We start from the raw sequence: 25,718 nt of genomic DNA, 5'->3' as shown, positions 1-25,718 counted from the left end.
CCACGACATGGCAAAGACCTCCATGGTCAACCGCGACCTGAAGCGGGCGAAGCTGGCCAAGAAGTACGCGGCCAAGCGCGAAGCACTGAAAAAGATCATCTCCAGCCAGGACGCGTCCTACGACGAGAAGATCGAGGCCTCGACCAAGCTGCAGAAGCTGCCGCGCGACTCCTCGCCCAGCCGCTTCCGCACCCGTTGCGAGCTGTCCGGCCGTCCGCGCGCCGTGTACAGCAAGTTCGGCCTGGCCCGCAACAAGCTGCGCGAAGCCACCATGCGTGGCGACGTGCCCGGCCTGCGCAAGGCCAGCTGGTAACACGGCTAGGGAGTGGTGTAGAATCCGCTCCCCGGATTTTCACCACCTAGAGCCTGGCGGCCCGATGGGCGCCAGGCTTTGGTGCTAGAGATCTTCCGCGCAAGGGCGCAGGCCTCAAGGCCCGCGCCACCCACAACACGAGATTTTCGCGAAAGCGGATATCGGTGCTACTCATAGGAATCGCACATGAGCATGACTGATCCCATCGCCGACATGCTGGTCCGCATCAAGAATGCGGCCGCCGTCGGCAAGCAGACGGTGAAGATGCCGTCGTCCAACATCAAGGTCGCCATCGCCGGCGTCCTGAAGTCCGAGGGCTACATCGCCGATTCTCGCGTCACCAAGACCGAGAACAACAAGGCCGAGCTCGAGGTCGTCCTGAAGTACTTCGAAGGCAAGCCGGTCATCGACACGCTCAAGCGTGTGTCGCGCTCGGGCCTGCGCCAGTACCGCGGCAAGGACGAACTCCCCAAGGTCCTCAACGGCCTGGGCATTGCCATCATCTCCACGTCGAAGGGCATCATGACCGACGCGCAGGCCCGAGCGGCCGGCGTGGGTGGTGAAGTCCTGTGCTTCGTGGCCTAAGGGAAGGAGTTCTTACATGTCCCGCGTCGCCAAGAAGCCGATTGCCCTGCCCAAGGGCACCGAACTGAACAACGCCAACGGCACCGTGACCGTCAAGGGCCCCAAGGGCACCCTGACGATCGCCCAGCCCGAGGGCGTGAACATCGCCGTCGAGAACGGCACCGTGAGCCTGTCGCCGTCCTCGCTGGACCACGACGCCATCACCGGCACCATCCGCGCGATCCTGGCCAACATGGTCAAGGGCGTGTCCGATGGCTTCGAGCGCAAGCTCGAGCTGGTCGGCGTGGGTTACCGCGCCGCGATGTCCGGCAAGGACCTGAACCTGTCGCTGGGTTTCTCCCACCCGATCCTGTTCAAGGCTCCGGAAGGCATCACGCTGGCCGCCCCGACCCAGACCGAGATCCTGGTGCAGGGCGCCGACAAGCAGCGCGTCGGTGAAGTCGCCGCCAAGATCCGCGGATTCCGTCCGCCGGAGCCCTACAAGGGCAAGGGCGTGAAGTACTCCGACGAAACCATCATCCGCAAGGAAGCCAAGAAGGCTTAACGGCAGTCGGGAGGCGAGGGCACACCGCCGCTGTCTCCCCACTGGCTCAACGCCGATCCGCTTCCACGAGGTCACTGAACATGAGCATCAAGAACACCGCCCGCCTGCGCCGCGCCAAGTCGACCCGCGCCCACATCCGCAACCTGGGTGTGCCGCGCCTGAGCGTCCTGCGCACCGGCCAGCACCTCTACGCGCAGATCTTCACTGCCGACGGCTCCAAGGTGCTGGCTTCGGCCAACACCCTGCAGGCCGACGTCAAGGAAGGCCTGAAGAACGGCAAGAACAGCGACGCCGCCGCCAAGGTCGGCAAGCTGATCGCCGAGCGCGCCAAGGCCGCCGGCGTCGAGAAGGTCGCTTTCGACCGCTCGGGCTACCGCTACCACGGCCGCGTCAAGGCGCTGGCCGATGCCGCGCGCGAAGGCGGCCTGCAGTTCTAAGCTTGAACCGCGCGGGGTCCATCCCCACGCAACCTCTGCCGGCGCGGATTGCGCCGGGCGCCGCGGCTCTTCTGCAGCCGCGTCACGCTCCACCGCGGTAGACCACAACCATAAGCGGCCAAGCCGTACAGACCCTCTCAACAGGAATCAACAACATGGCAGAAGAACAACGCTCGCGCGGGCGCGATCGCAACCGCGAAGAGAAAGTCGACGATGGCATGATCGAGAAGCTGATCGCGGTCAACCGCGTCAGCAAGACGGTCAAGGGTGGTCGCCAGTTCACCTTCACCGCGCTGACGGTGGTGGGCGACGGCAACGGCCGCATCGGTTTCGGCTACGGCAAGGCCCGCGAAGTCCCGGTGGCGATCCAGAAGTCGATGGAGTACGCGCGCAAGGGCATGCTCAACGTCGATCTGAACAACGGCACCCTGTGGCACCCGGTCAAGGCCGGCCACGGCGCGGCCCGCGTGTTCATGCAGCCGGCCTCGGAAGGTACCGGTGTCATCGCCGGTGGCGCCATGCGCGCCGTGCTGGAAGCGGTGGGCGTGAAGAACGTGCTGGCCAAGGCGGTCGGTTCGCGTAACCCGATCAACCTGGTGCGCGCCACGCTGCGCGGCCTGGAAGACATGCAGTCGCCGGCCCGCATCGCGGCCAAGCGCGGCAAGTCGGTGGAGGAACTCACCCATGGCTAATGAGTCCAACAAGACCGTCAAGGTGCGCCTGGTGCGCGGCCTGCGTGGTTCCCAGTCGCGTCACCGCCTGTCGGTGAAGGCGCTGGGCCTGAACAAGCTCAACGATGTGCGTGAACTCAAGGACAGCCCGCAGGTACGCGGCCTGATCGCCAAGGTTCACTACCTCGTCCGCGTCGAGGAGTAATCAACATGCGTCTCAACACTCTGTCGCCTGCAGAAGGCGCTCGCACCGAACGCAAGCGCGTCGGTCGCGGCATCGGTTCGGGCCTGGGCAAGACCGCCGGCCGCGGCCACAAGGGTTCGTTCGCCCGCGCCGGTAAGGGCAAGATCAAGGCAAAGTTCGAAGGCGGCCAGATGCCGCTGATCAAGCGTCTGCCGAAGGTCGGCTTCCGCTCCAAGCTGAAGAAGGACACCGCCGAGGTGCTGTCCTATCAGCTGGATCGTCTGGAAGCCGGCGAGATCGACTTCGCGGCCCTGCGCGCTGCCAAGCTGGTGCCCAGCACCGCCAAGCGCGCCAAGATCGTGAAGAAGGGCGAGTTGACCAAGGCGTTCACGCTCAAGGGCGTGCAGGCCACGGCGGGCGCGAAGGCCGCCATCGAAGCTGCCGGCGGCAGCATCCAGGAGTAAGCACGGCATGGCGCAGCAGGGCATCGCGGGTGGTCTGGGCAAATTCACCGAGCTGCGGCAGCGTCTGCTGTTCGTGCTGGGGGCCCTGGTCGTCTACCGGATCGGTTGCTTCGTTCCGGTTCCGGGCGTCAACCCGGACGCGATGCTCGCGCTGATGCAGGCGCAGGGCGGCGGCATCGTGGACATGTTCAACATGTTCTCGGGCGGCGCCCTGCACCGTTTCAGCATCTTCGCGCTGAACGTGATGCCGTACATCTCGGCGTCCATCGTCATCCAGCTGGGTGCGCACATCTTCCCGGCGCTCAAGGCGCTGCAGAAGGAAGGCGAGTCCGGCCGTCGCAAGATCACCCAGTACTCGCGCATCGGCGCGGTGCTGCTGGCGGTGGTGCAGGGCGGCAGCATCGCGCTGGCGCTGCAGCATCAGACCGCGCCGGGCGGTGCGCCGGTGGTGTATGCCCCGGGCCTGGGCTTCGTGGTCACCGCGATCGTGGCGCTCACCGCGGGCACCATCTTCCTGATGTGGGTCGGCGAGCAGGTCACCGAGCGCGGCATCGGCAACGGTGTGTCGCTGATCATCTTCTCGGGCATCGTCGCCGGCCTTCCGGCCGCGGTGATCCACACCTTCGGCGCCGTCAACGACGGCACGATGAGCCCCATCGCGCTGATCATCGTGGCGGTGGTGGTGTTCGCGTTCACCTGGTTCGTGGTGTTCGTCGAGCGCGGGCAACGCCGGATCACGGTCAACTACGCGCGCCGCCAGGGCGGTCGCAACGCGTACATGAACCAGACCTCGTTCCTGCCACTCAAGCTCAACATGGCCGGCGTGATCCCGCCGATCTTCGCCTCGTCCATCCTGGCCTTCCCGGCCACGCTGGCGATGTGGTCCGGCCAGTCGCCGATGGCGGTGACCCTGCAGCGCATCTCCCAGGCGCTGTCGCCGGGCGAGCCGCTGCACATGATCGTGTTCGCGGCGATGATCATCGGCTTCGCGTTCTTCTACACCGCGCTGGTCTTCAACTCGCAGGAAACCGCCGAGAATCTGAAGAAGTCCGGCGCGCTGATCCCGGGCATCCGTCCCGGCAAGGCCACCGCCGACTACGTCGACGGCGTGCTGACCCGCCTGACGGCCGCCGGTTCGCTCTATCTGGTGGCGGTGTGTCTGCTGCCGGAAGTGATGCGTACCCAGCTGGGCACCTCGTTCTACTTCGGCGGCACTTCGCTGCTGATCGTGGTGGTGGTGGTGATGGACTTCATCGCGCAGATCCAGGCGCACCTGATGTCCCACCAGTACGAGAGCCTGTTGAAGAAGGCCAACCTGAAGGGCGGTAACCGCGGCCTGTCGCGCGGCTGACCTCTTTCGGTCGCAATTTCGGCGGTCCCATCCGCCAACAAGCCTGGCCATCGGCCGGACTTTCAAAATGGGCGGCTCGTGCGGCGGTCTCGCGCGCGAGTGTGAAGCGGCTCGTCCCTGCGCCAGAGTAGCGCGGGCACCGGCGGACCCTTGCGGGTCTGTCCGGTAAGCGGCTTCCGGCGCCGGAGCATGGGCACACTCCCCATGCCGGGTCCGTGGAACCTCCCCAGGTTCCATGGACTTCCAAGCAACCCGAGACCTTGGTACAATTTCCAGTTCCCTACGCCATATGCCGTCAATCCGTGACCACGGAGGGCGTGCAGCCGGCCATCAAACAGTTTGGAGAATCGCGTCATGGCGCGTATTGCAGGTGTCAACCTGCCTGCCCAGAAGCACGTCTGGGTGGGGCTGCAGAGCATTTACGGCATTGGCCGTACCCGGTCCAAGAAGGTCTGCGAAGCCGCAGGCGTGACGGTGACCACCAAGATCCGCGACCTGTCCGAGCCGGAAGTCGAGCGCCTGCGCGCCGAAGTCGGCAAGTACATCGTCGAGGGCGACCTGCGTCGCGAAGTCGGCATGGCGATCAAGCGCCTGATGGACCTGGGCTGCTACCGCGGCCTGCGCCATCGTCGCGGCCTGCCGCTGCGTGGCCAGCGCACCCGTACCAACGCCCGTACCCGCAAGGGTCCGCGTAAAGCCATCAAGAAGTAAGGGGCGAACATCATGGCAAAGCCGTCCGCCGCCAAGGCACCGAAGAAGAAGATCAAGCGCGTCGTCACCGACGGCGTCGCCCACGTCCACGCTTCGTTCAACAACACCATCGTCACCATCACCGACCGCCAGGGCAATGCGCTCTCGTGGGCCACGTCGGGCGGTGCGGGCTTCCGCGGTTCGCGCAAGTCCACCCCGTTCGCCGCGCAGGTCGCCGCCGAGAAGGCCGGCCGTGCCGCGTTGGACTACGGCCTGAAGTCGCTGGAAGTCCGCATCAAGGGTCCGGGTCCGGGCCGTGAGTCGGCCGTACGTTCGCTCAACAACGTCGGCTACAAGATCACCAACATCATCGACGTGACGCCTATCCCGCACAACGGGTGCCGTCCGCCGAAGAAGCGTCGCGTCTAAAGGGAGCGATTAGAAATGGCTCGTTATATCGGTCCTACCTGCAAACTCGCTCGTCGCGAAGGCGCAGACCTGTCCCTCAAGAGCCCGGCGCGCGCGCTGGACTCCAAGTGCAAGCTGGAGCAGAAGCCCGGCCAGCACGGTGCCACCGCCCGCAAGGGCAAGCTGTCCGACTACGCCACCCAGCTGCGCGAGAAGCAGAAGGTCAAGCGTATCTACGGCCTGCTGGAGCGCCAGTTCCGCAACTACTACAAGAAGGCCTCGACCAAGAAGGGCAACACCGGCGAGAACCTGCTGCAGCTGCTGGAAACCCGTCTGGACAACGTGATCTACCGCATGGGTTTCGCGGTCACCCGTCCGGCCGCCCGCCAGCTGGTCTCGCACCGCGGCGTGCTGGTCAACGGCAAGTCGGTCAACCTGCCTTCCTACCAGGTCAAGGCCGGCGACGCGATCGAGCTGTCGGAGAAGGCCCAGAAGCAGCTGCGCGTGCAGGAATCCCTGACCGTGGCCGAGCAGCTGGACCTGAGCCCGTCCTGGGTCGAGGTGGATTCGAAGAAGTTCGCCGGCGTGTTCAAGGCCGTGCCGGTCCGTTCGGACCTGCCCGCCGACATCAACGAAGCGCTGATCGTCGAGCTGTACTCGAAGTAATCACACACGCACCCCCGCCCTGGCGGGGGTTTGCAGGAGACAAAGCAACATGACGGGTATCACTCAGCAAGTGCTGCGCCCCCGCGGCCCGCAGATCGAGCGCCTGACCGACAACCGCGCCAAGGTGGTCATTGAACCGCTGGAGCGTGGCTACGGCCATACGCTGGGCAATGCGCTGCGCCGCGTGCTGCTGTCGTCCATCCCCGGCTTCGCCATCACCGAGGTCGAGATCGACGGCGTGCTGCACGAGTACAGCACCATCGAGGGTCTGCAGGAAGACGTGCTGGAAGTCCTGCTGAACCTCAAGGATGTGGCCATCCGCATCCACACCGGCGACAACGCCACCCTGAGCCTGACCAAGCAGGGCCCGGGCGTGGTCACCGCCGGCGACATCAAGACCGACCACAACGTCGAGATCCTCAATCCCGACCACGTGATCGCGCACCTGACCAAGGACATCGCGGTCAACCTGCGCCTGAAGATCGAGCGCGGCTTCGGCTATCAGCCGGCCGCCGCCCGTCGTCGTCCGGACGAAGAGAACCGCGCCATCGGCCGCCTGGTGCTGGACGCCTCGTTCTCGCCGGTCCGTCGCGTCGCCTACGCCGTCGAGTCCGCTCGCGTCGAACAGCGCACCGACCTGGACAAGCTGGTCCTGGACATCGAGACCAACGGCACGATCGACGCCGAGGAAGCCGTGCGCACCGCCGCCGACATCCTGAGCGACCAGCTGTCGGTGTTCGGCGACTTCACGCACCGCGACCGCGGCGCGCCGAAGCAGCAGACCGGCGGCGTGGATCCGGTGCTGCTGCGCCCGATCGACGACCTGGAGCTGACCGTGCGTTCGGCCAACTGCCTCAAGGCCGAGAGCATCTACTACATCGGCGATCTGATCCAGAAGACCGAAGTCGAGCTGCTCAAGACCCCGAACCTCGGCAAGAAGTCGCTGACCGAGATCAAGGAAGTCCTGGCCCAGCGCGGCCTGTCGCTCGGCATGAAGCTGGAGAACTGGCCGCCGGCCGGTGTTTCCCAGCACGGGATGATGGGGTAAGCCCAAGCCGCTTGCGCGGCACTGCCGCGCGCTTGGGCGAACGCCCGGCGCGCTGTGCCGGGCCGGGACGGGCGATCCGTCTCGGCTCGATGCTCCACCGAAGTAAGTCCAGCGATACTGCTTCACCCGCAACACCTCGACGACGGGCCGCAAAGGCCCGCGCGATGTCCGGACAGGATGACCGGATCAGGACCAACCGCAGTCCAGGCAACAACGCCACGAAGGCGACAGCGAACCTCAACAGCCGCACCATTCATCAGGAATCCACCTCATGCGTCACCAGAAAGCCGGCCGCAAGTTCAGCCGCACCAGCTCGCATCGCGCCGCGATGTTCTCCAACATGGCCGCCTCGCTGATCAAGCACGGCCTGATCAAGACCACCCTGCCCAAGGCCAAGGAACTGCGTCGCGTCGCCGAGCCGCTGATCACCCTGGCCAAGGTCGATGGCGTGGCCAACCGCCGTCTGGCCTTCGCGCGTCTGCGCGACAAGGAAGCGGTCGGCACCCTGTTCACCACCCTGGGCCCGCGCTACCAGTCGCGTCCGGGCGGCTACCTGCGCATCCTCAAGTGCGGCTTCCGCGCTGGCGACAACGCGCCGATGGCCTACGTGGAACTGGTCGATCGTCCGGAAGCGGCCGAGTAATCGACCCCGTCCCGCACGCGTCACCTGCAGACCCCGGCTCCTGGCCGGGGTTTTGCGTTTGGGGCGCAGGTCGCGTGGAGGGGCGGATTTGGCCCTGGGCGCGCGGGGTGGCGATAATGCGGGGACTTCCCCGTTGCCGCTGCCCATGAATCCTTTCCGTTGGTCCTTCCGCGCGCAATTCCTGGCCGGTTTCCTCGTGTGCGTCGGATTGCTGGGCGCTGCGCTGTACACCCAGTACTACCAGCACCAGATCCCGTGTCCGCTGTGCAGCTTCCAGCGCGGCGCGTTCGCGCTGCTGGGCCTGGTGTTCCTGATCGGCGGCCTGCATGGGCCGCGTAGCCGCGGCGGGCGCATCGTCTACGGCCTGCTGGGGCTGGTGCCGGCGCTGATCGGCATCGGCATCGCCGGGCGCCACGTGTGGCTGCAGCATCTGCCCGCCGACAAGGTGCCGGCCTGCGGCCCCGACCTGGCCTACATGATGGAGGCCTTCCCGCTGGGCGACGTGCTGCGCCAGGTGCTGACCGGCTCGGGCGAGTGCGCCGAGGTCACCTGGCGTCTGCTGGGCCTGTCGATGCCCGAGTGGAGCCTGCTGTGGTTCGTGGTGCTGACGCTGTGGCTGCTGATCGCCGCCTCCCGCCGGCGCAAGCGCACGCTGCTGCGCGAGCTGCGTCCGTCCTGAGCGAACCCGGCGCCGGACCGGTCGCGCGCGTCGACCGGTCCGCAGCCTGGACGCGGCGCAGGTCGCGTCAGAAGTCCTGCTGCACGCTGAGGAACACGCCGCGACGCGGCGCCCACTGCGGCGCGAACACGCCGATGCCGCCGCCGTCGCGCAGCTGGTAGCTGCGATCCAGCGCGTTCACCGCGGCGACCTGAACATGCAGCGGATGCGAGGTGTCGGCCTCGAAGTCGTGCCCCGCGCTCAGGTTGAGCTGGAAGTAGGACGGCAGCGCCGCGCCGTTGGGCACCGTGGCTGTATCGGTGCGCAGGCCGCTGCCATAGAGATAGTTGGCGCCCACCCGGTTGTTGCCGGCGAAGCTGTAGTTGATGCCGCCCGACGAGGTGAGCTTCTGGTCGTGGTCCAGGTGGATCCAGTTCTCCGCCACGTAGGCCAGGGCGTCGGGGTCGAAGTTGTACGCGCCGGTCATGACCTGCTTGCCCATCGCCCGGCTGTAGGCCGCGTTGAAGTAGGCGCTTACCGGGCCGTTGCTGTAGTCGGCCGAGAACTCCAGGCCATGGACGTGGCCGTAGCGGTAGTTGAAGGTCGAATAGATGTAGGCGGCGCCGAACTGGCCTTCGTCCTGCAGGCGGTCGGCCAGGCGGTCGTAGGCGTCCAGACCCAGGGTCAGGTGGTCGCCGACCTGCTGGGAGATGCCCAGGTCGTAGTAGTCGCTGCGCTCGCTGAGCGGGATCTGCGCGCCGGCGGCCAGCTGCTGGTTGGTGGTGCCATCGAACAGGGCGATGTCCCCGGAGGAGATCAGTTCGCTGGCCGGCGGGGTGAAGTAGCGTGCGTAGCCGGCGTGCAGGGTGGTGCTGTCGGTGGCGCGCCAGATCGCGCCCACGCGCGGGCTGAGCTGGCTCTCGGTCCGCCCGAAGGCCTTGTAGCGATCGCCGCGCAGGCCGTAGTTGACCGTCCAGTCCTCGCCGAGCTTCCACTCGTCCTGCAGGTAGAGCGCGGTGGTGCTGGCGTGGAAGCGGCTGCTGTCGCCGATCAGCTCGGGGATGTTGCTGGTCTGGTTGCCGTCGGCGTCGGCCGGGAAGACCCAGCTGTTGTTGCTGGCGGTGGCGTGCTCGAAGTCGCCGTACAGGCCGTAGCGTAAGGTGTGCGAGGCGCCCAGCGGGGTGGAGATATCGGCCTGCAGCACGTTGGCGCGGTTGCCGCGATCGACCTGCGAGGCGACGCCGTCGAAGATCAGATCGCCGGTGACGTCCGGATCGAAGGCCACGCTGCTGTAGCGCTGGCCCAGCGAGACCTGATAGGCGCTGTCGCCGACCAGGCCCTGCAGGGCGACGGTCGCGAAGCGGGTGTTCTCGCGCTGGCGCTCGTCCAGCGCGCTGGAATCGAAGTCGGTCTGGCCCTGGTCGTCGAAGGCCGGGGTCTGGCCCGGGTTGTTGGGCACCTGGAAGCGGTTGTTGGCGTAGCCGGCCATCACGCTCAGGCGCGTGTCCTCGTTGACCAGATAGGTCAGGTCGGCGAAGGCCTTGCCCTGGTGGGTCTTGTCGTGATCGGGCGTGCGGCTGTTGGTCGGGTTCTCCAGGCCGATCTTGTTCTGGTCATAGTCGCCGGTCACGAACCAGCTCCAGCGGCCCTGGCTGCCCCACCAGGCCAGCGAGGGATTGAAGGTGCCAAACGAGCCCGCGGTCACCCCGACGCTGCCGCCGTTGCCGAGCGCCTGGCCGCTCTTGGTGGTGATGTCGACCACCGCGGCGGTCCGGTCGCCGAACTGGGCCGGCAGCGCGCCGTCGAGCAGCCGGATGCTGGACACGGTGCGCGGGTCCAGACTCTGGCCGAAGCCGGAGATCGACTCGGGCAGGATCACGCCGTTGATGCGGTACTGCAGATTGGCGTGGTCGCCGCGCACGTGGACGCCGCCGTAGGAGTCCTGGACGACGCCCGGCGCCTGCAGCAGCACCTGGTTCATCGGCGTGGAGGCGCCCAGCGGCAGCCGGTCGATGTCGGCCGCGGTAATGGTGAACTGGCTGCTGCCGATGTCCGGGGAGAGCGCATTGCGTGCCTCGTCCAGCTTGGCGTGAACCTTGACCACGTCCAGGTCGACGGTGGTGTCGGTGGGGGCGTCATCGGCCAGGGCGAGCAGGGGTGTGGTCGCCAGGGCCAAGGCGATGGCGGAGGCGAGCAGGGTCGGGGTCTTCATGGAGGGGGCGTGGGCCGTTGGGAAAATGTTATGAAGTAACGGTCCTCCTGTCAGGACTGTCATGCCTAGGCCGAAAGTCATGGGCGCGTGTCGTACGTTTCCTGGGGTTTAGAGACCTCAGAAAACTGTCGGAATTGACAGGAAGTGCGTGCGAGGCCCCGCGCTCTGCGATCATGGCGGCTTCTCCAGGAGCCCCGCATGTCCGCCGCAGCCCCCGCCATTCCCTTTCCTGCCGCCTCCGGCGACTGGCGCCCCGACAGCTGGCGCGCGCGCCCGGCGATGCAGCTGCCGACCTATCCCGACGCTGAGGCGCTGGACCGGGCGGTCGAGGAGCTCGGCCGGTTGCCGCCGCTGGTGACCTCGTGGGAGATCTTCGCGCTGAAGAAGCAGCTGGCCGAGGCACAGGAAGGCAAGCGCTTCGTGCTGCAGGGCGGCGACTGCGCCGAGAGCTTCTCCGACTGCGAGTCCGGGCTGATCTCCAACCGGCTGAAGGTGCTGCTGCAGATGAGCCTGGTGCTGGTGCACGGGTTGCAGCTGCCGGTGGTGCGCGTCGGGCGCTTCGCCGGGCAGTACGCCAAGCCGCGTTCGACCGACATGGAAACCCGCGGCGAGATCACCCTGCCGAGCTATCGCGGCGACCTGGTCAACGGGCCCGAGTTCACCGCGCAGGCGCGCATTCCCGATCCGCAGCGCATGATCCGCGCGCATTCGCGCTCGGCCATGACGATGAACTTCGTGCGGGCGCTGATCGACGGCGGCTTCGCCGACCTGCACCATCCCGAGTACTGGAACCTCAGCTGGGTCGGCTACTCGCCGCTGGCCAACGAATACCAGCAGATGGTGGCCGACATCGGCGGCGCGGTGCGCTTCATGGAAACCCTGGCCGGCGCCGAGGTGCACAACCTCAATCGCATCGATTTCTACACCTCGCACGAAGCGCTGCTGCTGCCCTACGAGCAGGCGCTGACCCGCGAGGTCCCGCGCCAGCACGGCTGGTTCAACCTGTCCACGCACTATCCCTGGATCGGCATGCGCACCGCGGCGGTCGATGGCGCGCACGTGGAATACCTGCGCGGCGTGCGCAATCCGATCGCGGTGAAGGTCGGCCCGTCGGTGAAGCCCGATCAGCTGCTGGCGCTGATGGACATCCTCAACCCGGACGACGAGCCGGGCCGGCTGACCTTCATCCATCGCATGGGCGCGGCGCAGATCGCCGAGAAGCTGCCGCCGCTGCTGGAGGCGGTCAAGCGCGACGGCCGGCGCGTGCTGTGGGTGTGCGATGCGATGCACGGCAATACCGAGTCGACCAGCAACGGCTTCAAGACGCGCCGCTTCGACAACGTGCGCGGCGAGGTCGAGCAGGCCTTCGACATCCACGCCGCGGTCGGCACGCGCCTGGGCGGCGTGCACCTGGAGCTGACCGGCGAGGACGTCACCGAATGCACCGGCGGCGCGCGCGAGCTGACCGATGTGGACCTGGAGCGTGCCTACCGCTCGACTGTCGATCCGCGCCTGAACTACGAGCAGTCGCTGGAGATCGCCATGTCGATCGTGCGCAAGCAGCGGCAGCTGCAGGCGACAGCGGCTTAGCGATCTTCGGTGGGAGCAACTGTCTCCTCGAATCTCGCAGCGGTCTGCCTGTAGAGCGGAGCTTGTGGCAATCCCCTTTTGGGGACTCCGCTGAGGCCTTCCCCACGAACCGAACGAAGAGCAGCGGAGCAAGCTCCGCTCTACAGGTGGGAGCCGCCATGGCGGCTCCCACTGGCCCTTCCAAGGCGTGATGCGCCCAGTCGTTCGCCACGCGTGCCCACATACCCTCGACGCGCGCTTTGGCAGTCTCCGGTGGGGATGGCTGACCTGCACTGGATGACCGCGCGCGACTACGTGATCCCGCTGGGAATTTCCCTGGCGCTGGGCGTGCTCGCCTGGGGATTGTTCGCCTGGCTGGAGCGGCGCTCGCGCGGCAAGGATTTCCGGCGCGCGCGCATCACCCGCATCCTCAGCCTGCCGCTGGCCTTCGTGCTGCCGCTGATCTTTCTGCGCGCCGGGCTCGAGGCCACACCGCTCAAGGATGCGCAGCTGCAGCTGGTCAAGCAGCTGCTGCACATCGGCATCGTCGCCTGCGTGACCTGGCTGCTGGTGCGCGTGGTGGCCGGCATCGTGGCGGCGATCCTGCGCGACAACCGCATCGACGTGGCCGACAACCTGCACGCGCGCACCATCCATACCCAGGCGCGGGTGCTGGGGCGGGTGGCCTCCGGCGCGGTGATCCTGGTCGGCGCCTCGGTGGTGCTGCTGCAGTTCGACGAGGTGCGTCAGCTCGGCCGCACGCTGCTGGCCTCGGCCGGCATCCTCGGGCTGGTGGCGGGCATCGCGGCCAAGCCGGTGTTCGGCAACCTGATCGCCGGCCTGCAGATCGCGCTGACCCAGCCGATCCGCCTGGACGACGTGGTCATCGTCGAGGGCGAATGGGGCCGCATCGAGGAGATCACCAGTTCCTTCGTGGTCGTGCACATCTGGGATCAGCGCCGCATGGTGGTGCCGCTGACCTGGTTCATCGAGAACCCGTTCCAGAACTGGACGCGGCGCAGCGCCGACATGCTCGGCACCGTGTTCCTGTGGCTGGACTACCGCACGCCGATGGCCGCGGTGCGCGCCGAAACCGAACGCGTCTGCCGCGAGGATCCGCGCTGGGACGGCCGGGTCTGCATCGCCCAGGTCACCGAGACCTCCGAGACCGCCATGCAGGTGCGCCTGCTGGTCAGCGCGCGCAGTTCCGGCGATGCCTTCGACCTGCGCTGCGTGGTGCGCGAGCGCGTGCTGGACTACCTGGCGCGCGAGTATCCCGACGCGCTGCCGCGTCAGCGCAACATGCTCACCCGAGAACAGACCCCGCCCGACACGCCGCAGGTGTTGCCCAGCGCGCGCCAGACCTCTTCGCCCGGCGCCGAGGACGGCCCGCCGCCGGTGTCGCCCGAAGCGCCGGGGCCGGTGCCCCCGCCGTCGCACTGATCCGCCGGGTGCGCGGCGCTCAGGGCGTGCGCGGTTCCAGCGTGGCGCGATAGGCCGGCGGCACGCGCGCTCGGGTGTGCTGCTCGTAGTCGTAGCCCAGCCCGATCAGCTTGGCCTCGCTCCAGGCGGTCCCCATGAACAGCAGGCCCAGCGGCAGCCCGCGGCTGTCGCCCATCGGGATGGTCAGGCTGGGATAGCCGGCCACCGCCGCCGCGCCATAGCCGGCGCCGGGGAAGGGATCCTTGAACGCCGGGTCGGTGCGCCAGGCCGGGCCCGTTGCCGCGGCGACCAGGGCGTCCAGGTGCTGCGCCTTGAGCGCCGCATCGATGCCCTCCGGGCCGGCCAGCCGCTTGATGCGCGAACGGGCCTGGATGTAGGCCGGGTCGTTCAGACCGCCCATCGCCGCGGACTGTTCGAACAGGTCCTGCCCGAACAGCGCCAACTCCTCGCGCGCATGCTGCTGGTTGAAGCCGATCAGCTGCTGCAGCGAGTCCACCGGCGCGCCCTTGCTGGTGAGGTAGCGCGCCAGCCCGTTCTTGAACTCGGTCTTGAGCACCAGCAGTTCGTCCTGGTCCCACTGGCCGGCGGTGGGGATCTCGGCGTCGATCACGGTCGCGCCCGCCGCGCGCAGGGTCGCGACCGCGCCTTCCATCGCCTTGGCCACGTCGGGGCCGAACTTGAAGCTGCTGCGGACCACGCCGATGCGTGCGCCCTTGAGCGCGCCGGGCCGCAGGCGCGAGACGTAGTCCAGCGGGGCATTGAGCGTGGCGTAGCCGGTGCTGGCATCGGCGCTGTCGCGACCGGCCATCGCCGCCAGCAAGATGGCCGCATCGGCCACCGTGCGGGTGATCGGCCCGGCGGTGTCCTGGCTCCAGGAGATCGGCACGATGCCGTCGCGGCTGACCAGGCCGACGGTGGGCTTCAGCCCCACCGCGCCGTTGACCGCCGCCGGGCAGATGATGCTGCCGTCGGTCTCGGTGCCGACCGTGGCCGCGGCCAGGTTGGCCGAGGCGGCCACGCCGCTGCCGGCGCTGGACCCGCAGGGGTTGCGGTCCAGCACATAGGGGTTATGGGTCTGGCCGCCGACCGCGCTCCAGCCGGAGATCGAGTCGCTGGAGCGGAAGTTGGCCCACTCCGAGAGGTTGGTCTTGCCCAGGATCACCGCGCCGGCCTCGCGCAGGCGCTTGACCAGGAAGGCGTCGGCCTTGGGATGGAAATCGCGCAGCGCCAGCGAGCCGGCGGTGGTGGCCATCGGCGTGGCGTCGATGTTGTCCTTGAGCAGGATCGGGATGCCCTGCAGCGGCCCGCGCACGGTGCCGCCGGCGCGCTCGCGGTCGCGCAGCGCCGCCTCGGTCATCGCCTCGGGATTGAGCTGGATCACGGCATTGAGGTGCGGCCCGGCGCGATCGACCTGGGCGATGCGGTCCAGGTAGGCGCGGGTCAGGGTGCGGCTGTCCAGCGCGCCGCGCTGCATCTGCTCCTGCAGCTGGGCGATGGTCAGCTCGGCATAGCGGAACTGGGCGGGCGCGGCGGTCTTGGGCGGCGCGGACGCCGGGGCGGTGCAGCCGGCCAGCGCGGCCAGGCACGACAGCGTCAGTGCAAGCCTGAAGGCGTGCATCGGTTCGATCCCCTCATGCGGATCGTCGCAGGCTAAACGCAGCGGCGCGGGGGCCGCAAGCGGCTCAGTGGCGCCGGCGGCGGATCAGGTCGCGGGCCAGCACGGCCACCACGATCACGTTGATCAGCACCACCACGGCCGTATGCCAGCCCGGGTGCCGGACCAGCGCATACATGTCGAAGGGCAGGTAGACCGCCGTGCCCACGCAGCCCAGCCACGAGGCCCAGGCCTTGGCCCGCCACAGGCCCCAGGATTCCACCAGCCGCCACAGCGCATAGATGGCCACCACGGCCACGGCCAGGTGTACCGCCTTGGGGTCGATCTGCTTGAGCAGCGAGGGCAGGGCGCCGTGCGCCGGGTCCAGATGGAAGCGCTCGATCAGCCAGTACACCGCGCGCCGGATCGGGTCGGGCCCGAGGACTTCCAGGCTGGCCGCGGCGATCAGGGCCAGCAGGCCCTTGGCCAGTTCGAACAACGCCAGCGCATGCAGGCCCGGATGCGCGTGCGGATCCGGATCGTAGGGACGTTGGGTATGAGGCATCGGGCCGGAAGGATACGCCGGTTGGTGCGCGGGCGGCGACTCGTGGGCCGCCACCCGCGCCAGCTTGCACAGACCGCCTTACGCCGCGCGCGAGGCCTTCTTGCGCTCGCTTTCGGTCAGGTGCTTCTTGCGCAGGCGGATCTCCTTGGGGGTGATCTCCACCAGCTCGTCGTCGTCGATGAAGTCCAGGGCCTGCTCCAGGGTGAACTTGATCGCCGGGGTCAGCTGGATGGCGTCGTCCTTGCCCGAGGCGCGCATGTTGGTCAGCGGCTTGGTCTTGATCGCGTTGACCGTCAGATCGTTGTCCTTGGAGTGGATGCCGATCAGCTGGCCCTCGTAGACGTTGTCGCCCTCGGCGGCGAACAGCTTGCCGCGCTCCTGCAGCGGGCCCAGCGAATAGGCCGGCGTGGCGCCCGGGGCATTGGCGATCATCACGCCGTTGGGACGCTTGGCGATGGCGCCCTGTTCCTTCGGGCCGTAGTGGTCGAACACGTGGAACAGCAGGCCCGAACCCTGGGTCAGGGTCTTGAACTCGTTCTGGAAGCCGATCAGGCCGCGCGCCGGGATTTCATAGTCCAGGCGCACGCGGCCCTTGCCGTCGGGCTCCATGTTTTTCAGCTGGCCCTTGCGCACGCCCAGCTTCTCCATCACGCCGCCCTGGTGGATCTCTTCCACGTCCACCACCAGCTGCTCGATCGGCTCCATCTGCTGGCCGTCGATCTCCTTGATGATGACCTCCGGGCGCGAGACGGCCAGCTCGTAGCCTTCGCGGCGCATGTTCTCGATCAGCACCGACAGGTGCAGCTCGCCGCGGCCGGAGACCAGGAACTTGTCCGCGTCCTCCAGCTGCTCGACCTTCAGCGCCACGTTGTGCACGGTCTCGCGCTCCAGGCGGTCCTTGAGCTGGCGGCTGGTCAGGAACTTGCCGCCGGACAGGTCCTTGTTGCCGGCGAAGGGCGAGTTGTTGACCTGGAAGGTCATCGAGATGGTCGGCTCGTCCACGGTCAGCGCCGGCAGCGCCTCGGGCGCCTCCAGGGCGGTGACGGTGTCGGAGATGGTCAGCTCCTGGATGCCGGAGATGGCCACGATGTCGCCGGCCTCGGCGGTCTCCTGCTCGATGCGCTCAAGGCCGAGGAAGCCCAGCACCTGCAGCACCTTGCCCTGACGCTTCTTGCCCTCGCGGTCGATCACGGCCACCGGCATGTTCTTGCGCAGCGTGCCGCGCTGGATGCGGCCGATGCCGATCACGCCGACGAAGTTGTTGTAGTCCAGCTGGCTGATGCGCATCTGGAACGGGCCTTCCGGGTCGACCTCCGGCTTGGGCGCGTGCTGCATGATCGCCTCGTACAGCGGGGTCATGTCGCCGTCGCGGGCGTTCTCGTCCAGCGAGGCGTAGCCGTTCAGCGCCGAGGCGTAGACGATCGGGAAGTCCATCTGCTCGGGCGTGGCGCCCAGGCGGTCGAACAGGTCCCACACCTGCTCCACGACCCATTCCGGACGCGCGCCGGGACGGTCGATCTTGTTGACCACCACGATCGGCTTGAAGCCCATCGCGAAGGCCTTCTGGGTCACGAAGCGGGTCTGCGGCATCGGGCCGTCCATCGCGTCGACCAGGATCAGCACGGTGTCCACCATCGACAGCACGCGCTCGACCTCGCCGCCGAAGTCGGCGTGGCCCGGGGTGTCGACGATGTTGATGCGGTTGCCATTCCACTTGATGGCCGTGTTCTTGGCCAGGATGGTGATGCCGCGCTCCTTTTCCTGGTCGTTGCTGTCCATCACGCGCTCGGCGATGACGGCACGCTCGGAAAAGGTGCCGGACTGCTTCAGCAGACAGTCGACGAGGGTGGTCTTGCCATGGTCAACGTGGGCGACGATGGCGATGTTGCGAAGGTTTTCAATGGACATGCGGCACGGGCGCGGCGGTGCGCGCAGAGGTGTGGAGGGAAGCGCGTATTATAGCCGGTTACCGCCCACGACCGGGCTGCCTGCTCCAAAGGAGTTCCACGATGTCCCTCACCGCCACCTTCAACACCTCCCGCGGCCCGATCCAGGTCGAGCTGTACCCGGACAAGGCGCCGCTGACCGTGGCCAATTTCGTCAACCTGGCCAAGCGCGGCTTCTACGACGGGCTGAACTTCCACCGCGTGATCCCGGACTTCATGATCCAGGGCGGCTGCCCGGAAGGCTCCGGCCGCGGCGGCCCGGGCTACCGTTTCGAGGACGAGACCAACAACGGCGTGCGCCACGAGCGCGGCGTGCTGTCCATGGCCAATGCCGGCCCCAACACCAACGGCAGCCAGTTCTTCATCACCCATGTGGCCACCCCGTGGCTGGACGGCAAGCACACCGTGTTCGGCAAGGTCGTCTCGGGCCTGGAGGCCGTCGATGCGGTCAAGCAGGGCGACACCATCGACTCGGTGGTGATCGAGGGCGACGCCGACGCCGTCCTGGCCGCCAAGGCCGACCGCGTGGCCGAGTGGAACAGGCACCTGGCTGCCTGAACACGGCCCCCGCCCCCGGCACGTCCGCAAGTAGACCATTGGTCGAACGCGGCCGCGCCGGGCGCGCGTGCTAAAATTCCGCGCCGCACAATCGAGGCGGCGCCACCAGGAGCCGCCGTCCATGCCGATTTCGCGCTGCCATCCGCTGGATGCCTGCGAGATCGTGACGTCGGCCTGCGTGACCCCTCCATCCGCCTGGCGCGCCTAGCGCCTATCCCATCAGGCGGGCATCGCACCCGCCATCCGATGCACGAGGAATCCACACCATGAAACAACCCGTCCGAGTCGCCGTCACCGGTGCCGCCGGCCAGATCGGCTACGCCCTGCTGTTCCGCATCGCCTCCGGCGAGATGCTGGGCAAGGACCAGCCGGTCATCCTGCAGCTGCTCGAGCTGCCGATGGAGAAGGCCCAGGCCGCGCTGAAGGGCGTGATGATGGAGCTGGAGGACTGCGCCTTCCCGTTGCTGGCCGGCATGGTCGGCACCGATGACCCGGAAGTGGCCTTCAAGGACGCCGACTACGCCCTGCTGGTCGGCGCCCGTCCGCGCGGCCCGGGCATGGAGCGCAAGGACCTGCTGCTGGAGAACGCCAAGATCTTCACCGCCCAGGGCGCCGCGCTGAACAAGGTCGCCTCGCGCAACGTGAAGGTGCTGGTGGTCGGCAACCCGGCCAACACCAATGCCTACATCGCCATGAAGTCCGCCCCGGACCTGCCGGCGAAGAACTTCACCGCGATGCTGCGTCTGGACCACAACCGCGCCCTGAGCCAGCTCTCGCTCAAGCTCGGCAAGCCGGTGGCCGGCATGGAGAAGCTGGTGGTGTGGGGCAACCACAGCCCAACCATGTATCCGGACTACCGCTTCGCCACCGCCGACGGCGCCTCGATCGGCGAGGCGATCAACGACCAGGAATGGAACGCCAACACCTTCATCCCGACCGTGGGCAAGCGCGGCGCGGCGATCATCGAGGCGCGCGGTTCGTCCTCGGCCGCCTCGGCCGCCAACGCCGCCATCGATCACGTGCGCGACTGGGCGTTGGGCAGCAACGGCAAGTGGGTGACCATGGGCGTGCCGTCCGACGGTTCCTACGGCATCCCGGAGGGCGTGATCTTCGGCTTCCCGGTGACCACCCAGAACGGTGAGTACACCCTGGTCAAGGACCTGCCGATCGACGACTTCAGCCAGAAGTACATCGACAAGACCCTGGCCGAGCTGGAAGAAGAGCGCAACGGCGTGGCCCACCTGCTGGGTTGATCCTCCGCTGGAGGTCGCTGCGACGCAGACGCCGGGCCGTGAGGTCCGGCGTTTTGCTTTGCGGGCGCCGCCGGCCGTTCCGTGGGCCGGAAACTCCGCGCCATACCTTCGATTCACGGCGATCCGCATTCGCCGTGATGCAGGCGTAGTATCGAGGGCGACAGCCTCAGCGAGGAACGTTGCATGGAACGCATCGCCCATTCCCTCCGCCAAGTCCTGCGCCGCGGGCTGTTGGCATCGTTCGTGGCCTTCATTGCCGTGCATTCCCCGCCTGGCGCCGCGAAAGAGCGTCCGCGCCGGGGTCCCGCGGTCGACGTCTCGCCTTGCAGCCGCCTGCTGGAACAGCTGCTTCCCGGCGATTACAACTTCTGCATGGGGGCGGCCGCGATGCGAAAGGGCGACATGCCCCAAGCCCTGTCGCGCATGCTCGAGGCGGCGGCGTGGGGCGACAAGACGGCGCAGAAGGTGCTGGGCGTGGCCTATTTCAATGGCGAGGGCGCGACCCAGGACCGCGCGCTGGGTCTGGCCTGGCTGGGGCTCTCGACCGAACGCATGCAGCCGGAGAACGTGGGGCTGTTCAACTCCGCGCTGGAGAAGGTGACGCCGGCGCAGAAGGCCAGGGCGGATGCGCTGTACAAGCAGATGCGCGCCAAGTATGCCGATGACGTCGCCGCCGTCCGCGCCGACAAGCTGTTCCGTCGCAAGATGCGTGAGCTGGCCAGCAATCCGGTTTACGGTTCGGGCAAGTGCATCAGAGGCGTCAACAGCATGGGGTTCGCCAACCCGCGAAACCCGGAGTCCGTCTATCCGTGCTCGCTCTTGTCCGAACAGCGTGTCCTCAACGGGCTGCAGGCCCGCTATGACACCTATTTCCAGGACTGGAGCGGGCGGGTCAGGACAGGCGAAGTCGAGGACATCGGTCCGGGCAGATAGGCGGCGAGACGCCAGGATCCGACCGGACGCCGTCCAGGCCAGAGTCGAGCCGCGCAGCGGACGATTCGGCACGCGGTTGATCTGATGCGTCCACGTTTCCTGCGCGCCCCGGCGCTGCGGGACGTAGAACACAACGCCGGCCCTGAAAGCCGGCGTTTGTGCTTTCTGGCGCTGCGGTCGCCGCGTTACAGGGTGAAGCGCTCGCACAGCGCGGCCAGCTTGAGCACGGCGGCCTCCGACTCCTTGCGGTTGGGCACGACCGAGGGGTTGTTGTAGCCGTCCATCTCATCGCCGATGGCCTGCACCAGCAGGCCGTCGCGGCGGGGGACCAGGCTCACGCCTTCGAAGCGCAGCGCGTAATCGACCTCCGGCTGCGGCACCAGATGCGCGATCTGGCCGCGCACGGGAACCAGCGTCTCGTCGCCCATCAGCGCACGCGCGCCGTAGCCGGTGGCATTGACGATGGTCTTCTCGCGGATCAGGCCGAAGTCCTTCGGCGTGCGCAGGTCGATGAAATCGATGGCGCCGCCGTTGAGCAGGAATTCGTGCTCCAGCCAGTTCATGTAGGCCGGGATGTTGAACATCATCGTCGAGGCGCGCCGCACGTAGCGCGCCGGAAACGGGTGGCTGCCCGCCGGGACATCCTCGGATGCCGGTGTCAGATCGCGCACGCGGTCGGCGAAGCTGGCGAAGTGGACCGCATTGCCGGCCGCCTGGGCCAGATGCTCGCTGCGGGCCTGGTCGAAGGGAATGTCCGAAAGGGCGTAGGACTCGATCCACTCGACCGGGTTGCCGGGCAGGCCCATGATCGCCTGGAACATGCGGAAGGAGTTGCGGCACAGCTCCTCCCACAAGGCGCCGTCGGCCTGCTCGACGGTGCCCACGCGCGAGTCCGGCGTCCACAGGCCGGTGGCGTTGAACGAGCGCACGTCCGGGGCGCGTTCGCGGGTGTAGATGCGTGTCTTGATGCCCTGGCGCTGCAGGACGACGGCGGTGGTCAGGCCGATCACGCCACAGCCCACGACGGCGGCCTGGCGCACGCCGGTGCTGCGTACCTCGGCCGCGGCCGCCAGGCCCGAGCCCCAGGACAGCGACCAGCCGCTGCCGCCGTGCCCGTAGTTGTGGATGACCTCCCTGCCGGCGATCTTCTCGCGCTCGATGCGCGGGCCTTGCGCCCGGAACGGGCGCGTGCAGACGGTGATGCGCGCGATGCGGTCGGTGCGCGCACGCACCGGCGCGATGGTGCCGGAGGTGGGGACGAACGCTGGCGGCGGCGTGCGCGCGCCGAGCGGGTCGGCCAAGGCCCATCCGGGCGGCGCGGCCTGTGCGGTCGCCGTTCCCGCAGCAGCCAGCGGTGCGGCCGCGCCGAGCGTGGCCAGCGTCACGGCCCCCGCGCCAATCATGAAGTCTCGTCGTTGCATCGAAGCAGTCCTCGGATGGGGCATCCATGCGGCGCGGCGGGAGACTGGCCCCGCCCGCCACATGCACGCTCAGGGGCGATGGAAGTAGAGCGGGGCGTCGGCATGCAGGGCGGTGTCGTAGTCCAGCGCGACGTCACCGGCGGGGTAGCCGTTCTTCTCCAGGATCAGGGCCATCAGCGCGGCGTAGTCCTCGCGACGCAGCGAGCCGGGGCGGCCGACCGGCATTTCCCGGGCCATGTACTGGAAGGTCGCATGCAGCGGCACGCCCATGTCGCGGCCGTAGAACGCCGGACCGGCCAGCACCGGCCCGGAGAAGCCTTCCAGCTGCTGGCCATGGCAGGCGGCGCAGTGCTGGGCGTAGACGCGTGCGCCCTGTGCGCTCTGCTGCGCGGTGAAAGGCACCGCGTCCGCCGCCTGCCCGCTTGCGCCCACGGCCGGCGAAGCGAGCAGCAGGAAGGCCAACACGCCAGGCATGCGATGGCGAGCGGACCTGGAACTGGAAGAAGGCGTCTGCGCGCCGACGCCCCCGCCCGAAGGCGGGGGCGCCGTGGCCGATGCGCGGACGCCGGCCCGGTCGCTCACCATGTGTAGGACACCTTGGCGAACCAGCGCGTGCCGAAGAAGCCCAGCGGACTGCCGAGCAGGTAGTCGCGCGCGCCGGTGGTGGCATAACGCTCGATGTTGTACTGGCGGATCGCCGCGGGCGTCTTGTCCGGGTAGGCGTTGAACAGGTTGTCGGCGCCGATGCTGAAACGCAGGCGCTCATCGAGGGTGTAGGCCAGTTCGATGTTGGTGGTGTAGAGCGTGCCGATCTTGGCCTTGTAGTAGGTCACCCCGTTGATGGTGGTCAGGTCCAGCGTGTTCATGATCTGCGGGAAGGACGCGTAGGCGCTGGTGGTGCCCAGCGTGTACTGCGGGCCGTAGACGTTCTCGCGGATGTTCAGGGCCAAGCGCTCGCCGAAGCGGATGTTCGCACCCAGGTTGACCCGGTATTTCGGGCTGTTGTACTGGATGGTGGCGACGTCGGCATCGGTCAGCAGCGCGCGTCCGCCGAGGTCGGCGGGCGCGTTGCCGACGCGGGTGACTTCGGTCTTGTTGTAGTTGGCCGCCAGGGTCCAGTCGATGGCCGCCCAGTCGAAGGCGGTGTTGTAGGTCGTCACCCAGTCCACGCCGGTGGTCTTGGTGTCCATGGCGTTGGTGAAGAAGTTCAGGCCGATGTTGGCGCGCGCGGTGGCGTCCATGCTGCCGCCCGGCGCGGTGGGATCGCTGCCGTTGGAGATGAAGCCACCCGCGACCAGCGCGGCGCCGAGCGTCTGGTTGTAGGCATCGTCGGGGCGACCGTCGCGGTTGGTGTCGGCCGGGTCGGGCAGGTTGGGGTTGGGCACGCAGCCGGCGGTGCGTCCGCACAAGGTGTCCACCGACTGGCTGGTCGAGTACAGCAGCGTGCTGCCCAGGCGGATGCGGTCGTCGATGCGGATCTGGTAGGCATCCACGGTGGTGGTCAGGTTGTCCAGCGGCTTGAACACCAGGCCCACGCTGAAGTTGCGGCTGGTTTCCGGCTTCAGTCCGCTGCCGACGTTGGCCGCCTGCAGCGTCGCGGTGGCCGCGGTCGGACCGACCTGGATGGCGGTGTAGTAGCTCTCGCCCATGGTCGGGGCGCGGAAGCCGGTGCTGTAGGTGCCGCGCACGGCGAAGCGCTCGTTGAAGTCGTAGCGCGTGGTCAGCTTGCCGACCGCCTTGCTGCCGAAGTCGCTGTAGCGCTCGTAGCGCGCGGCCGCGTCGACGATCCAGTGCTCGGTCGGGTTGAGGATCACGTTGACGAAGGCGGCCTTGTTGTTGCGCTCCCAGCTGCCGGTCGCGGCCGGGTTGTAGCCGGGGAAGGAGGCCGAGCCCGCGCCGGTGTACGAGGCCGCATCGCCCGGGTCGATGCCGTAGGTGTCCTCGCGGTACTCAAGACCGGCCGCGATGGTGGTCGGCGCGGCCAGGCCCCAGTCGAAGTCGCGGCTCAGGTCCAGCGCGGTATCCCATTGCGTCGCGCTGAAGCGGCCGACGTAGAAGCTCTCGGGCGAGGCGCCGGTGCGGTTCCACAAGGTGAAGTTCATCGACTTGGTGACGTCGATCTCCATCTGGTTCTTGCCGTAGTTGGTGGACAGGTCGTAGCGCCAGCCGGCTAGCTCGCCGGTGATGCCCACGCCCACCTCCCAGTCCTTCTCGTCGGTATCGATCGAGGGCGAGAAGCCGTAGGGATACTTGTTGATGTCCGCCTCGGTCAGCGGTCTGCCGCTGCGCGGGCCGGTGCCGCCGATGGGATCGGTGCGGTCGCCGTCGCCGTTGCGGTCCACGCCGCCGTCCTGCGAGGGGCGGCGGTAGCTCTGCCAGCTCTGGGTCTTCTTCTTGCCGAAGCTGCCGGTGCCGTAGAGCTCGGTGCCGTCGTCCAGGAACATCCCGGCGCTCAGGAAGCCCACATCGCGCTGGATCGCCGGCGAATCGCCCTGGTGGCTGTTGTTGGGGAACCAGGGGTTGTAGATCATGTTGTATTCGTTCTCGCGTCCCAGCGCCGCGTTGCCGGTCGAGCTGGGGTAGCCGCTGGGCGTGGTCGCGGTACCGGTGGCCGGGCAGCCGCGGGTCGGATTGGCCAGGCGGTCGGCCACGCAGGCGGCCGCGCCGTAGGGCGCGCCGGGCCGGTTAATGGTCTGGCGGCGTTCGCTTTCCAGGGCCAGGTTGAAATAGGTGGTGTCGTCGCCGATGCCGAAGTCGCCCTGATAGTTGGTGGTGAAGCCGCCGCCATCGTCATAGCCGGAGGTGCCGGCCGAGACGCTGCCGCCGCTGGCGTTCTTCCTGGTGATCAGGTTGATCACGCCGGCGATGGCGTCCGAGCCGTACAGCGCCGCGGCGCCGTCGGTGAGCACCTCGGCGCTGGCGATCGCGCTGGTCGGGATGAAGCTCAGGTCGGTCGAGGCCGCGCCCGCATAGCCGCCGGTGACCGCGACGTTGGAGGTGAAGTGCCGCCGCTTGCCGTTGATCAGGATCAGCGTGTGGTTGGGCGAGAGCGCGCGCATGTTGGCCACCAGCGTGGCGCTGGTCATGTCGGTGCCCTGCTGGCTGGCATTGAAGCTGGGGACCTGGAAGGCCAGCTGGTTCATCAGGTCCGGGGCGCCGGACTGCTCCAGCGCCTCGGCGGTGACGACCTGGACCGGGGCCGGGCTGTCGTCCACCGACATGCCCACGCGGCGGGTGCCGGTCACGATGACGTTGTCCAGCGTCTTGGCGGCGTTGGATTCGGAGGTTTCCTGCGCCTGGGCGGGCGCCGTGGCGGCGACCGCCAGCGCCACGAGGATCAGGCGGGTCAGGGGGGCGCGACGGAGCGGGCGCGGGCTGCGGTGGGAGCGGAGACGGCGGGTGGTCATGTTGGGCTCTATCCAGGCGAGGGGAGGGGAGGGCACGACAACGACTACGGCCATGCAGGGATCGACACGCGGCCTGCTGGCCGCGCGGACGGATGACGGTCTGTGATCCCCTATTGCGGTGCCTGACATGCGTCGGACACGTTCTGCAGTATGTG

At 67.9% G+C, this 25,718-nt stretch carries 26 protein-coding genes; 19 read left to right on the top strand and 7 right to left on the bottom strand.

What is annotated here, in order from left to right; genetic code table 11:
* Positions 1 to 7 precede the first annotated feature (7 nt).
* The 14 genes from rpsN to WFQ05_RS13150 all read left to right on the top strand — a co-directional run bounded on the left by rpsN (position 8) and on the right by WFQ05_RS13150 (position 8,683).
* On the top strand, positions 8 to 313 hold the full coding sequence (gene rpsN, locus WFQ05_RS13215; RefSeq protein WP_130515988.1) for a 30S ribosomal protein S14: 306 nt from the start codon (positions 8 to 10) through the stop codon (positions 311 to 313).
* 186 nt (positions 314 to 499) lie between these two features.
* A complete protein-coding gene (rpsH, locus tag WFQ05_RS13210) occupies positions 500 to 898 on the top strand; it encodes a 30S ribosomal protein S8 (protein WP_130533646.1) in 399 nt (132 codons plus the stop codon).
* A 16-nt stretch (positions 899 to 914) separates the two neighbouring features.
* Positions 915 to 1,442: a 50S ribosomal protein L6 gene (gene rplF, locus WFQ05_RS13205; RefSeq protein WP_130515992.1), complete on the top strand. Its 528-nt coding sequence runs from the start codon at positions 915 to 917 to the stop codon at positions 1,440 to 1,442.
* An 80-nt stretch (positions 1,443 to 1,522) separates the two neighbouring features.
* Complete coding sequence (gene rplR / locus WFQ05_RS13200) at positions 1,523 to 1,879, top strand: 50S ribosomal protein L18 (protein ID WP_130515994.1); 357 nt, start codon at positions 1,523 to 1,525, stop codon at positions 1,877 to 1,879.
* A 155-nt stretch (positions 1,880 to 2,034) separates the two neighbouring features.
* Entirely contained in the window at positions 2,035 to 2,571 is a 537-nt protein-coding gene (gene rpsE, locus WFQ05_RS13195) for a 30S ribosomal protein S5 (RefSeq protein ID WP_130515996.1), read from the top strand.
* Positions 2,564 to 2,755, top strand: coding sequence for a 50S ribosomal protein L30 (gene rpmD / locus WFQ05_RS13190; protein ID WP_014161364.1), 192 nt, complete (start codon positions 2,564 to 2,566; stop codon positions 2,753 to 2,755). The genes rpsE and rpmD overlap by 8 nt, the downstream gene beginning before the upstream one ends.
* The gene (rplO, locus tag WFQ05_RS13185) at positions 2,755 to 3,198 is read left to right on the top strand and encodes a 50S ribosomal protein L15 (protein ID WP_165394587.1); all 444 of its coding nucleotides are present in this window, start codon (positions 2,755 to 2,757) and stop codon (positions 3,196 to 3,198) included. The genes rpmD and rplO overlap by 1 nt, the downstream gene beginning before the upstream one ends.
* A gap of 7 nt (positions 3,199 to 3,205) precedes the next feature.
* Positions 3,206 to 4,549, top strand: a complete 1,344-nt coding sequence (secY, locus tag WFQ05_RS13180; protein WP_130516000.1) for a preprotein translocase subunit SecY — start codon at positions 3,206 to 3,208, stop codon at positions 4,547 to 4,549.
* A gap of 354 nt (positions 4,550 to 4,903) precedes the next feature.
* On the top strand, positions 4,904 to 5,260 hold the full coding sequence (rpsM, locus tag WFQ05_RS13175; protein ID WP_130516001.1) for a 30S ribosomal protein S13: 357 nt from the start codon (positions 4,904 to 4,906) through the stop codon (positions 5,258 to 5,260).
* 12 nt (positions 5,261 to 5,272) lie between these two features.
* Positions 5,273 to 5,668 (top strand): 30S ribosomal protein S11, encoded by a 396-nt coding sequence (gene rpsK, locus WFQ05_RS13170; RefSeq protein ID WP_130516003.1) that lies wholly within the window; start codon positions 5,273 to 5,275, stop codon positions 5,666 to 5,668.
* Positions 5,669 to 5,683: 15 nt separating this feature from the next.
* The gene (gene rpsD / locus WFQ05_RS13165; protein WP_014161359.1) at positions 5,684 to 6,313 is read left to right on the top strand and encodes a 30S ribosomal protein S4; all 630 of its coding nucleotides are present in this window, start codon (positions 5,684 to 5,686) and stop codon (positions 6,311 to 6,313) included.
* Positions 6,314 to 6,362: 49 nt separating this feature from the next.
* Positions 6,363 to 7,361, top strand: a complete 999-nt coding sequence (gene rpoA, locus WFQ05_RS13160) for a DNA-directed RNA polymerase subunit alpha (protein ID WP_130516005.1) — start codon at positions 6,363 to 6,365, stop codon at positions 7,359 to 7,361.
* 271 nt (positions 7,362 to 7,632) lie between these two features.
* Entirely contained in the window at positions 7,633 to 8,004 is a 372-nt protein-coding gene (gene rplQ, locus WFQ05_RS13155; RefSeq protein ID WP_130516007.1) for a 50S ribosomal protein L17, read from the top strand.
* Between the two features lie 145 nt (positions 8,005 to 8,149).
* Positions 8,150 to 8,683, top strand: a complete 534-nt coding sequence (locus WFQ05_RS13150; RefSeq protein ID WP_337054181.1) for a disulfide bond formation protein B — start codon at positions 8,150 to 8,152, stop codon at positions 8,681 to 8,683.
* A 67-nt stretch (positions 8,684 to 8,750) separates the two neighbouring features.
* On the opposite strand, the gene WFQ05_RS13145 is transcribed toward WFQ05_RS13150, so the two are convergent.
* A complete protein-coding gene (locus WFQ05_RS13145) occupies positions 8,751 to 10,874 on the bottom strand; it encodes a TonB-dependent receptor (RefSeq protein WP_337054179.1) in 2,124 nt (707 codons plus the stop codon).
* A gap of 198 nt (positions 10,875 to 11,072) precedes the next feature.
* Between WFQ05_RS13145 and WFQ05_RS13140 the strand changes: the two genes are divergently transcribed.
* Together WFQ05_RS13140 and WFQ05_RS13135 are read left to right on the top strand one after the other, a co-directional pair.
* Positions 11,073 to 12,464, top strand: coding sequence for a 3-deoxy-7-phosphoheptulonate synthase class II (locus tag WFQ05_RS13140; protein ID WP_130533648.1), 1,392 nt, complete (start codon positions 11,073 to 11,075; stop codon positions 12,462 to 12,464).
* A 258-nt stretch (positions 12,465 to 12,722) separates the two neighbouring features.
* Complete coding sequence (locus WFQ05_RS13135) at positions 12,723 to 13,886, top strand: mechanosensitive ion channel family protein (protein WP_130523419.1); 1,164 nt, start codon at positions 12,723 to 12,725, stop codon at positions 13,884 to 13,886.
* Between the two features lie 19 nt (positions 13,887 to 13,905).
* On the opposite strand, the gene WFQ05_RS13130 is transcribed toward WFQ05_RS13135, so the two are convergent.
* The 3 genes from WFQ05_RS13130 to typA form a co-directional block, all read right to left on the bottom strand.
* Positions 13,906 to 15,504, bottom strand: coding sequence for an amidase (locus tag WFQ05_RS13130; protein WP_337054178.1), 1,599 nt, complete (start codon positions 15,502 to 15,504; stop codon positions 13,906 to 13,908).
* A 64-nt stretch (positions 15,505 to 15,568) separates the two neighbouring features.
* Positions 15,569 to 16,045, bottom strand: coding sequence for a DUF2127 domain-containing protein (locus WFQ05_RS13125; RefSeq protein WP_130516019.1), 477 nt, complete (start codon positions 16,043 to 16,045; stop codon positions 15,569 to 15,571).
* Positions 16,046 to 16,123: 78 nt separating this feature from the next.
* Positions 16,124 to 17,953, bottom strand: coding sequence for a translational GTPase TypA (typA, locus tag WFQ05_RS13120; protein WP_130516021.1), 1,830 nt, complete (start codon positions 17,951 to 17,953; stop codon positions 16,124 to 16,126).
* A gap of 101 nt (positions 17,954 to 18,054) precedes the next feature.
* Here typA and WFQ05_RS13115 point away from each other — a divergent pair, with 101 nt between their 5' ends.
* The 3 genes from WFQ05_RS13115 to WFQ05_RS13105 all read left to right on the top strand — a co-directional run bounded on the left by WFQ05_RS13115 (position 18,055) and on the right by WFQ05_RS13105 (position 20,735).
* Positions 18,055 to 18,549 (top strand): peptidylprolyl isomerase, encoded by a 495-nt coding sequence (locus WFQ05_RS13115; protein WP_131658408.1) that lies wholly within the window; start codon positions 18,055 to 18,057, stop codon positions 18,547 to 18,549.
* 266 nt (positions 18,550 to 18,815) lie between these two features.
* Positions 18,816 to 19,802: a malate dehydrogenase gene (locus tag WFQ05_RS13110; RefSeq protein WP_337054177.1), complete on the top strand. Its 987-nt coding sequence runs from the start codon at positions 18,816 to 18,818 to the stop codon at positions 19,800 to 19,802.
* A 183-nt stretch (positions 19,803 to 19,985) separates the two neighbouring features.
* The gene (locus WFQ05_RS13105) at positions 19,986 to 20,735 is read left to right on the top strand and encodes a hypothetical protein (RefSeq protein ID WP_337054176.1); all 750 of its coding nucleotides are present in this window, start codon (positions 19,986 to 19,988) and stop codon (positions 20,733 to 20,735) included.
* A gap of 185 nt (positions 20,736 to 20,920) precedes the next feature.
* Here WFQ05_RS13105 and WFQ05_RS13100 read toward each other — a convergent pair whose 3' ends face one another.
* From WFQ05_RS13100 to WFQ05_RS13090, 3 genes are all read right to left on the bottom strand, one after another.
* The gene (locus WFQ05_RS13100) at positions 20,921 to 22,156 is read right to left on the bottom strand and encodes an FAD-dependent oxidoreductase (protein ID WP_337054175.1); all 1,236 of its coding nucleotides are present in this window, start codon (positions 22,154 to 22,156) and stop codon (positions 20,921 to 20,923) included.
* Between the two features lie 69 nt (positions 22,157 to 22,225).
* Positions 22,226 to 22,630, bottom strand: coding sequence for a cytochrome c (locus WFQ05_RS13095; protein ID WP_165422671.1), 405 nt, complete (start codon positions 22,628 to 22,630; stop codon positions 22,226 to 22,228).
* 104 nt (positions 22,631 to 22,734) lie between these two features.
* The gene (locus tag WFQ05_RS13090; protein ID WP_337054174.1) at positions 22,735 to 25,563 is read right to left on the bottom strand and encodes a TonB-dependent receptor; all 2,829 of its coding nucleotides are present in this window, start codon (positions 25,561 to 25,563) and stop codon (positions 22,735 to 22,737) included.
* Between the last annotated feature and the right edge of the window lie 155 nt (positions 25,564 to 25,718).

Origin of the sequence: Pseudoxanthomonas sp. USHLN014 (genome assembly GCF_037153335.1) — a bacterium.
Classification (GTDB): domain Bacteria; phylum Pseudomonadota; class Gammaproteobacteria; order Xanthomonadales; family Xanthomonadaceae; genus Pseudoxanthomonas_A; species Pseudoxanthomonas_A winnipegensis.
Note: the sequence above shows the minus strand (reverse complement) of the source record. Positions and strands in the feature narration are given on the sequence as shown.

Bases quoted from the DNA above. Each gene is read 5' to 3' on its own strand.
- rpsN (WP_130515988.1), top strand. From the start codon at position 8: ATGGCAAAGACCTCCATGGTCAACCGCGACCTGAAGCGGGCGAAGCTG.
- rpsH (WP_130533646.1), top strand. From the start codon at position 500: ATGAGCATGACTGATCCCATCGCCGACATGCTGGTCCGCATCAAGAAT.
- rplF (WP_130515992.1), top strand. From the start codon at position 915: ATGTCCCGCGTCGCCAAGAAGCCGATTGCCCTGCCCAAGGGCACCGAA.
- rplR (WP_130515994.1), top strand. From the start codon at position 1,523: ATGAGCATCAAGAACACCGCCCGCCTGCGCCGCGCCAAGTCGACCCGC.
- rpsE (WP_130515996.1), top strand. From the start codon at position 2,035: ATGGCAGAAGAACAACGCTCGCGCGGGCGCGATCGCAACCGCGAAGAG.
- rpmD (WP_014161364.1), top strand. From the start codon at position 2,564: ATGGCTAATGAGTCCAACAAGACCGTCAAGGTGCGCCTGGTGCGCGGC.
- secY (WP_130516000.1), top strand. From the start codon at position 3,206: ATGGCGCAGCAGGGCATCGCGGGTGGTCTGGGCAAATTCACCGAGCTG.
- rpsM (WP_130516001.1), top strand. From the start codon at position 4,904: ATGGCGCGTATTGCAGGTGTCAACCTGCCTGCCCAGAAGCACGTCTGG.
- rpsK (WP_130516003.1), top strand. From the start codon at position 5,273: ATGGCAAAGCCGTCCGCCGCCAAGGCACCGAAGAAGAAGATCAAGCGC.
- rpsD (WP_014161359.1), top strand. From the start codon at position 5,684: ATGGCTCGTTATATCGGTCCTACCTGCAAACTCGCTCGTCGCGAAGGC.
- rpoA (WP_130516005.1), top strand. From the start codon at position 6,363: ATGACGGGTATCACTCAGCAAGTGCTGCGCCCCCGCGGCCCGCAGATC.
- rplQ (WP_130516007.1), top strand. From the start codon at position 7,633: ATGCGTCACCAGAAAGCCGGCCGCAAGTTCAGCCGCACCAGCTCGCAT.
- WFQ05_RS13150 (WP_337054181.1), top strand. From the start codon at position 8,150: ATGAATCCTTTCCGTTGGTCCTTCCGCGCGCAATTCCTGGCCGGTTTC.
- WFQ05_RS13145 (WP_337054179.1), bottom strand. From the start codon at position 10,874: ATGAAGACCCCGACCCTGCTCGCCTCCGCCATCGCCTTGGCCCTGGCG.
- WFQ05_RS13140 (WP_130533648.1), top strand. From the start codon at position 11,073: ATGTCCGCCGCAGCCCCCGCCATTCCCTTTCCTGCCGCCTCCGGCGAC.
- WFQ05_RS13135 (WP_130523419.1), top strand. From the start codon at position 12,723: ATGGCTGACCTGCACTGGATGACCGCGCGCGACTACGTGATCCCGCTG.
- WFQ05_RS13130 (WP_337054178.1), bottom strand. From the start codon at position 15,504: ATGCACGCCTTCAGGCTTGCACTGACGCTGTCGTGCCTGGCCGCGCTG.
- WFQ05_RS13125 (WP_130516019.1), bottom strand. From the start codon at position 16,045: ATGCCTCATACCCAACGTCCCTACGATCCGGATCCGCACGCGCATCCG.
- typA (WP_130516021.1), bottom strand. From the start codon at position 17,953: ATGTCCATTGAAAACCTTCGCAACATCGCCATCGTCGCCCACGTTGAC.
- WFQ05_RS13115 (WP_131658408.1), top strand. From the start codon at position 18,055: ATGTCCCTCACCGCCACCTTCAACACCTCCCGCGGCCCGATCCAGGTC.
- WFQ05_RS13110 (WP_337054177.1), top strand. From the start codon at position 18,816: ATGAAACAACCCGTCCGAGTCGCCGTCACCGGTGCCGCCGGCCAGATC.
- WFQ05_RS13105 (WP_337054176.1), top strand. From the start codon at position 19,986: ATGGAACGCATCGCCCATTCCCTCCGCCAAGTCCTGCGCCGCGGGCTG.
- WFQ05_RS13100 (WP_337054175.1), bottom strand. From the start codon at position 22,156: ATGCAACGACGAGACTTCATGATTGGCGCGGGGGCCGTGACGCTGGCC.
- WFQ05_RS13095 (WP_165422671.1), bottom strand. From the start codon at position 22,630: ATGCCTGGCGTGTTGGCCTTCCTGCTGCTCGCTTCGCCGGCCGTGGGC.
- WFQ05_RS13090 (WP_337054174.1), bottom strand. From the start codon at position 25,563: ATGACCACCCGCCGTCTCCGCTCCCACCGCAGCCCGCGCCCGCTCCGT.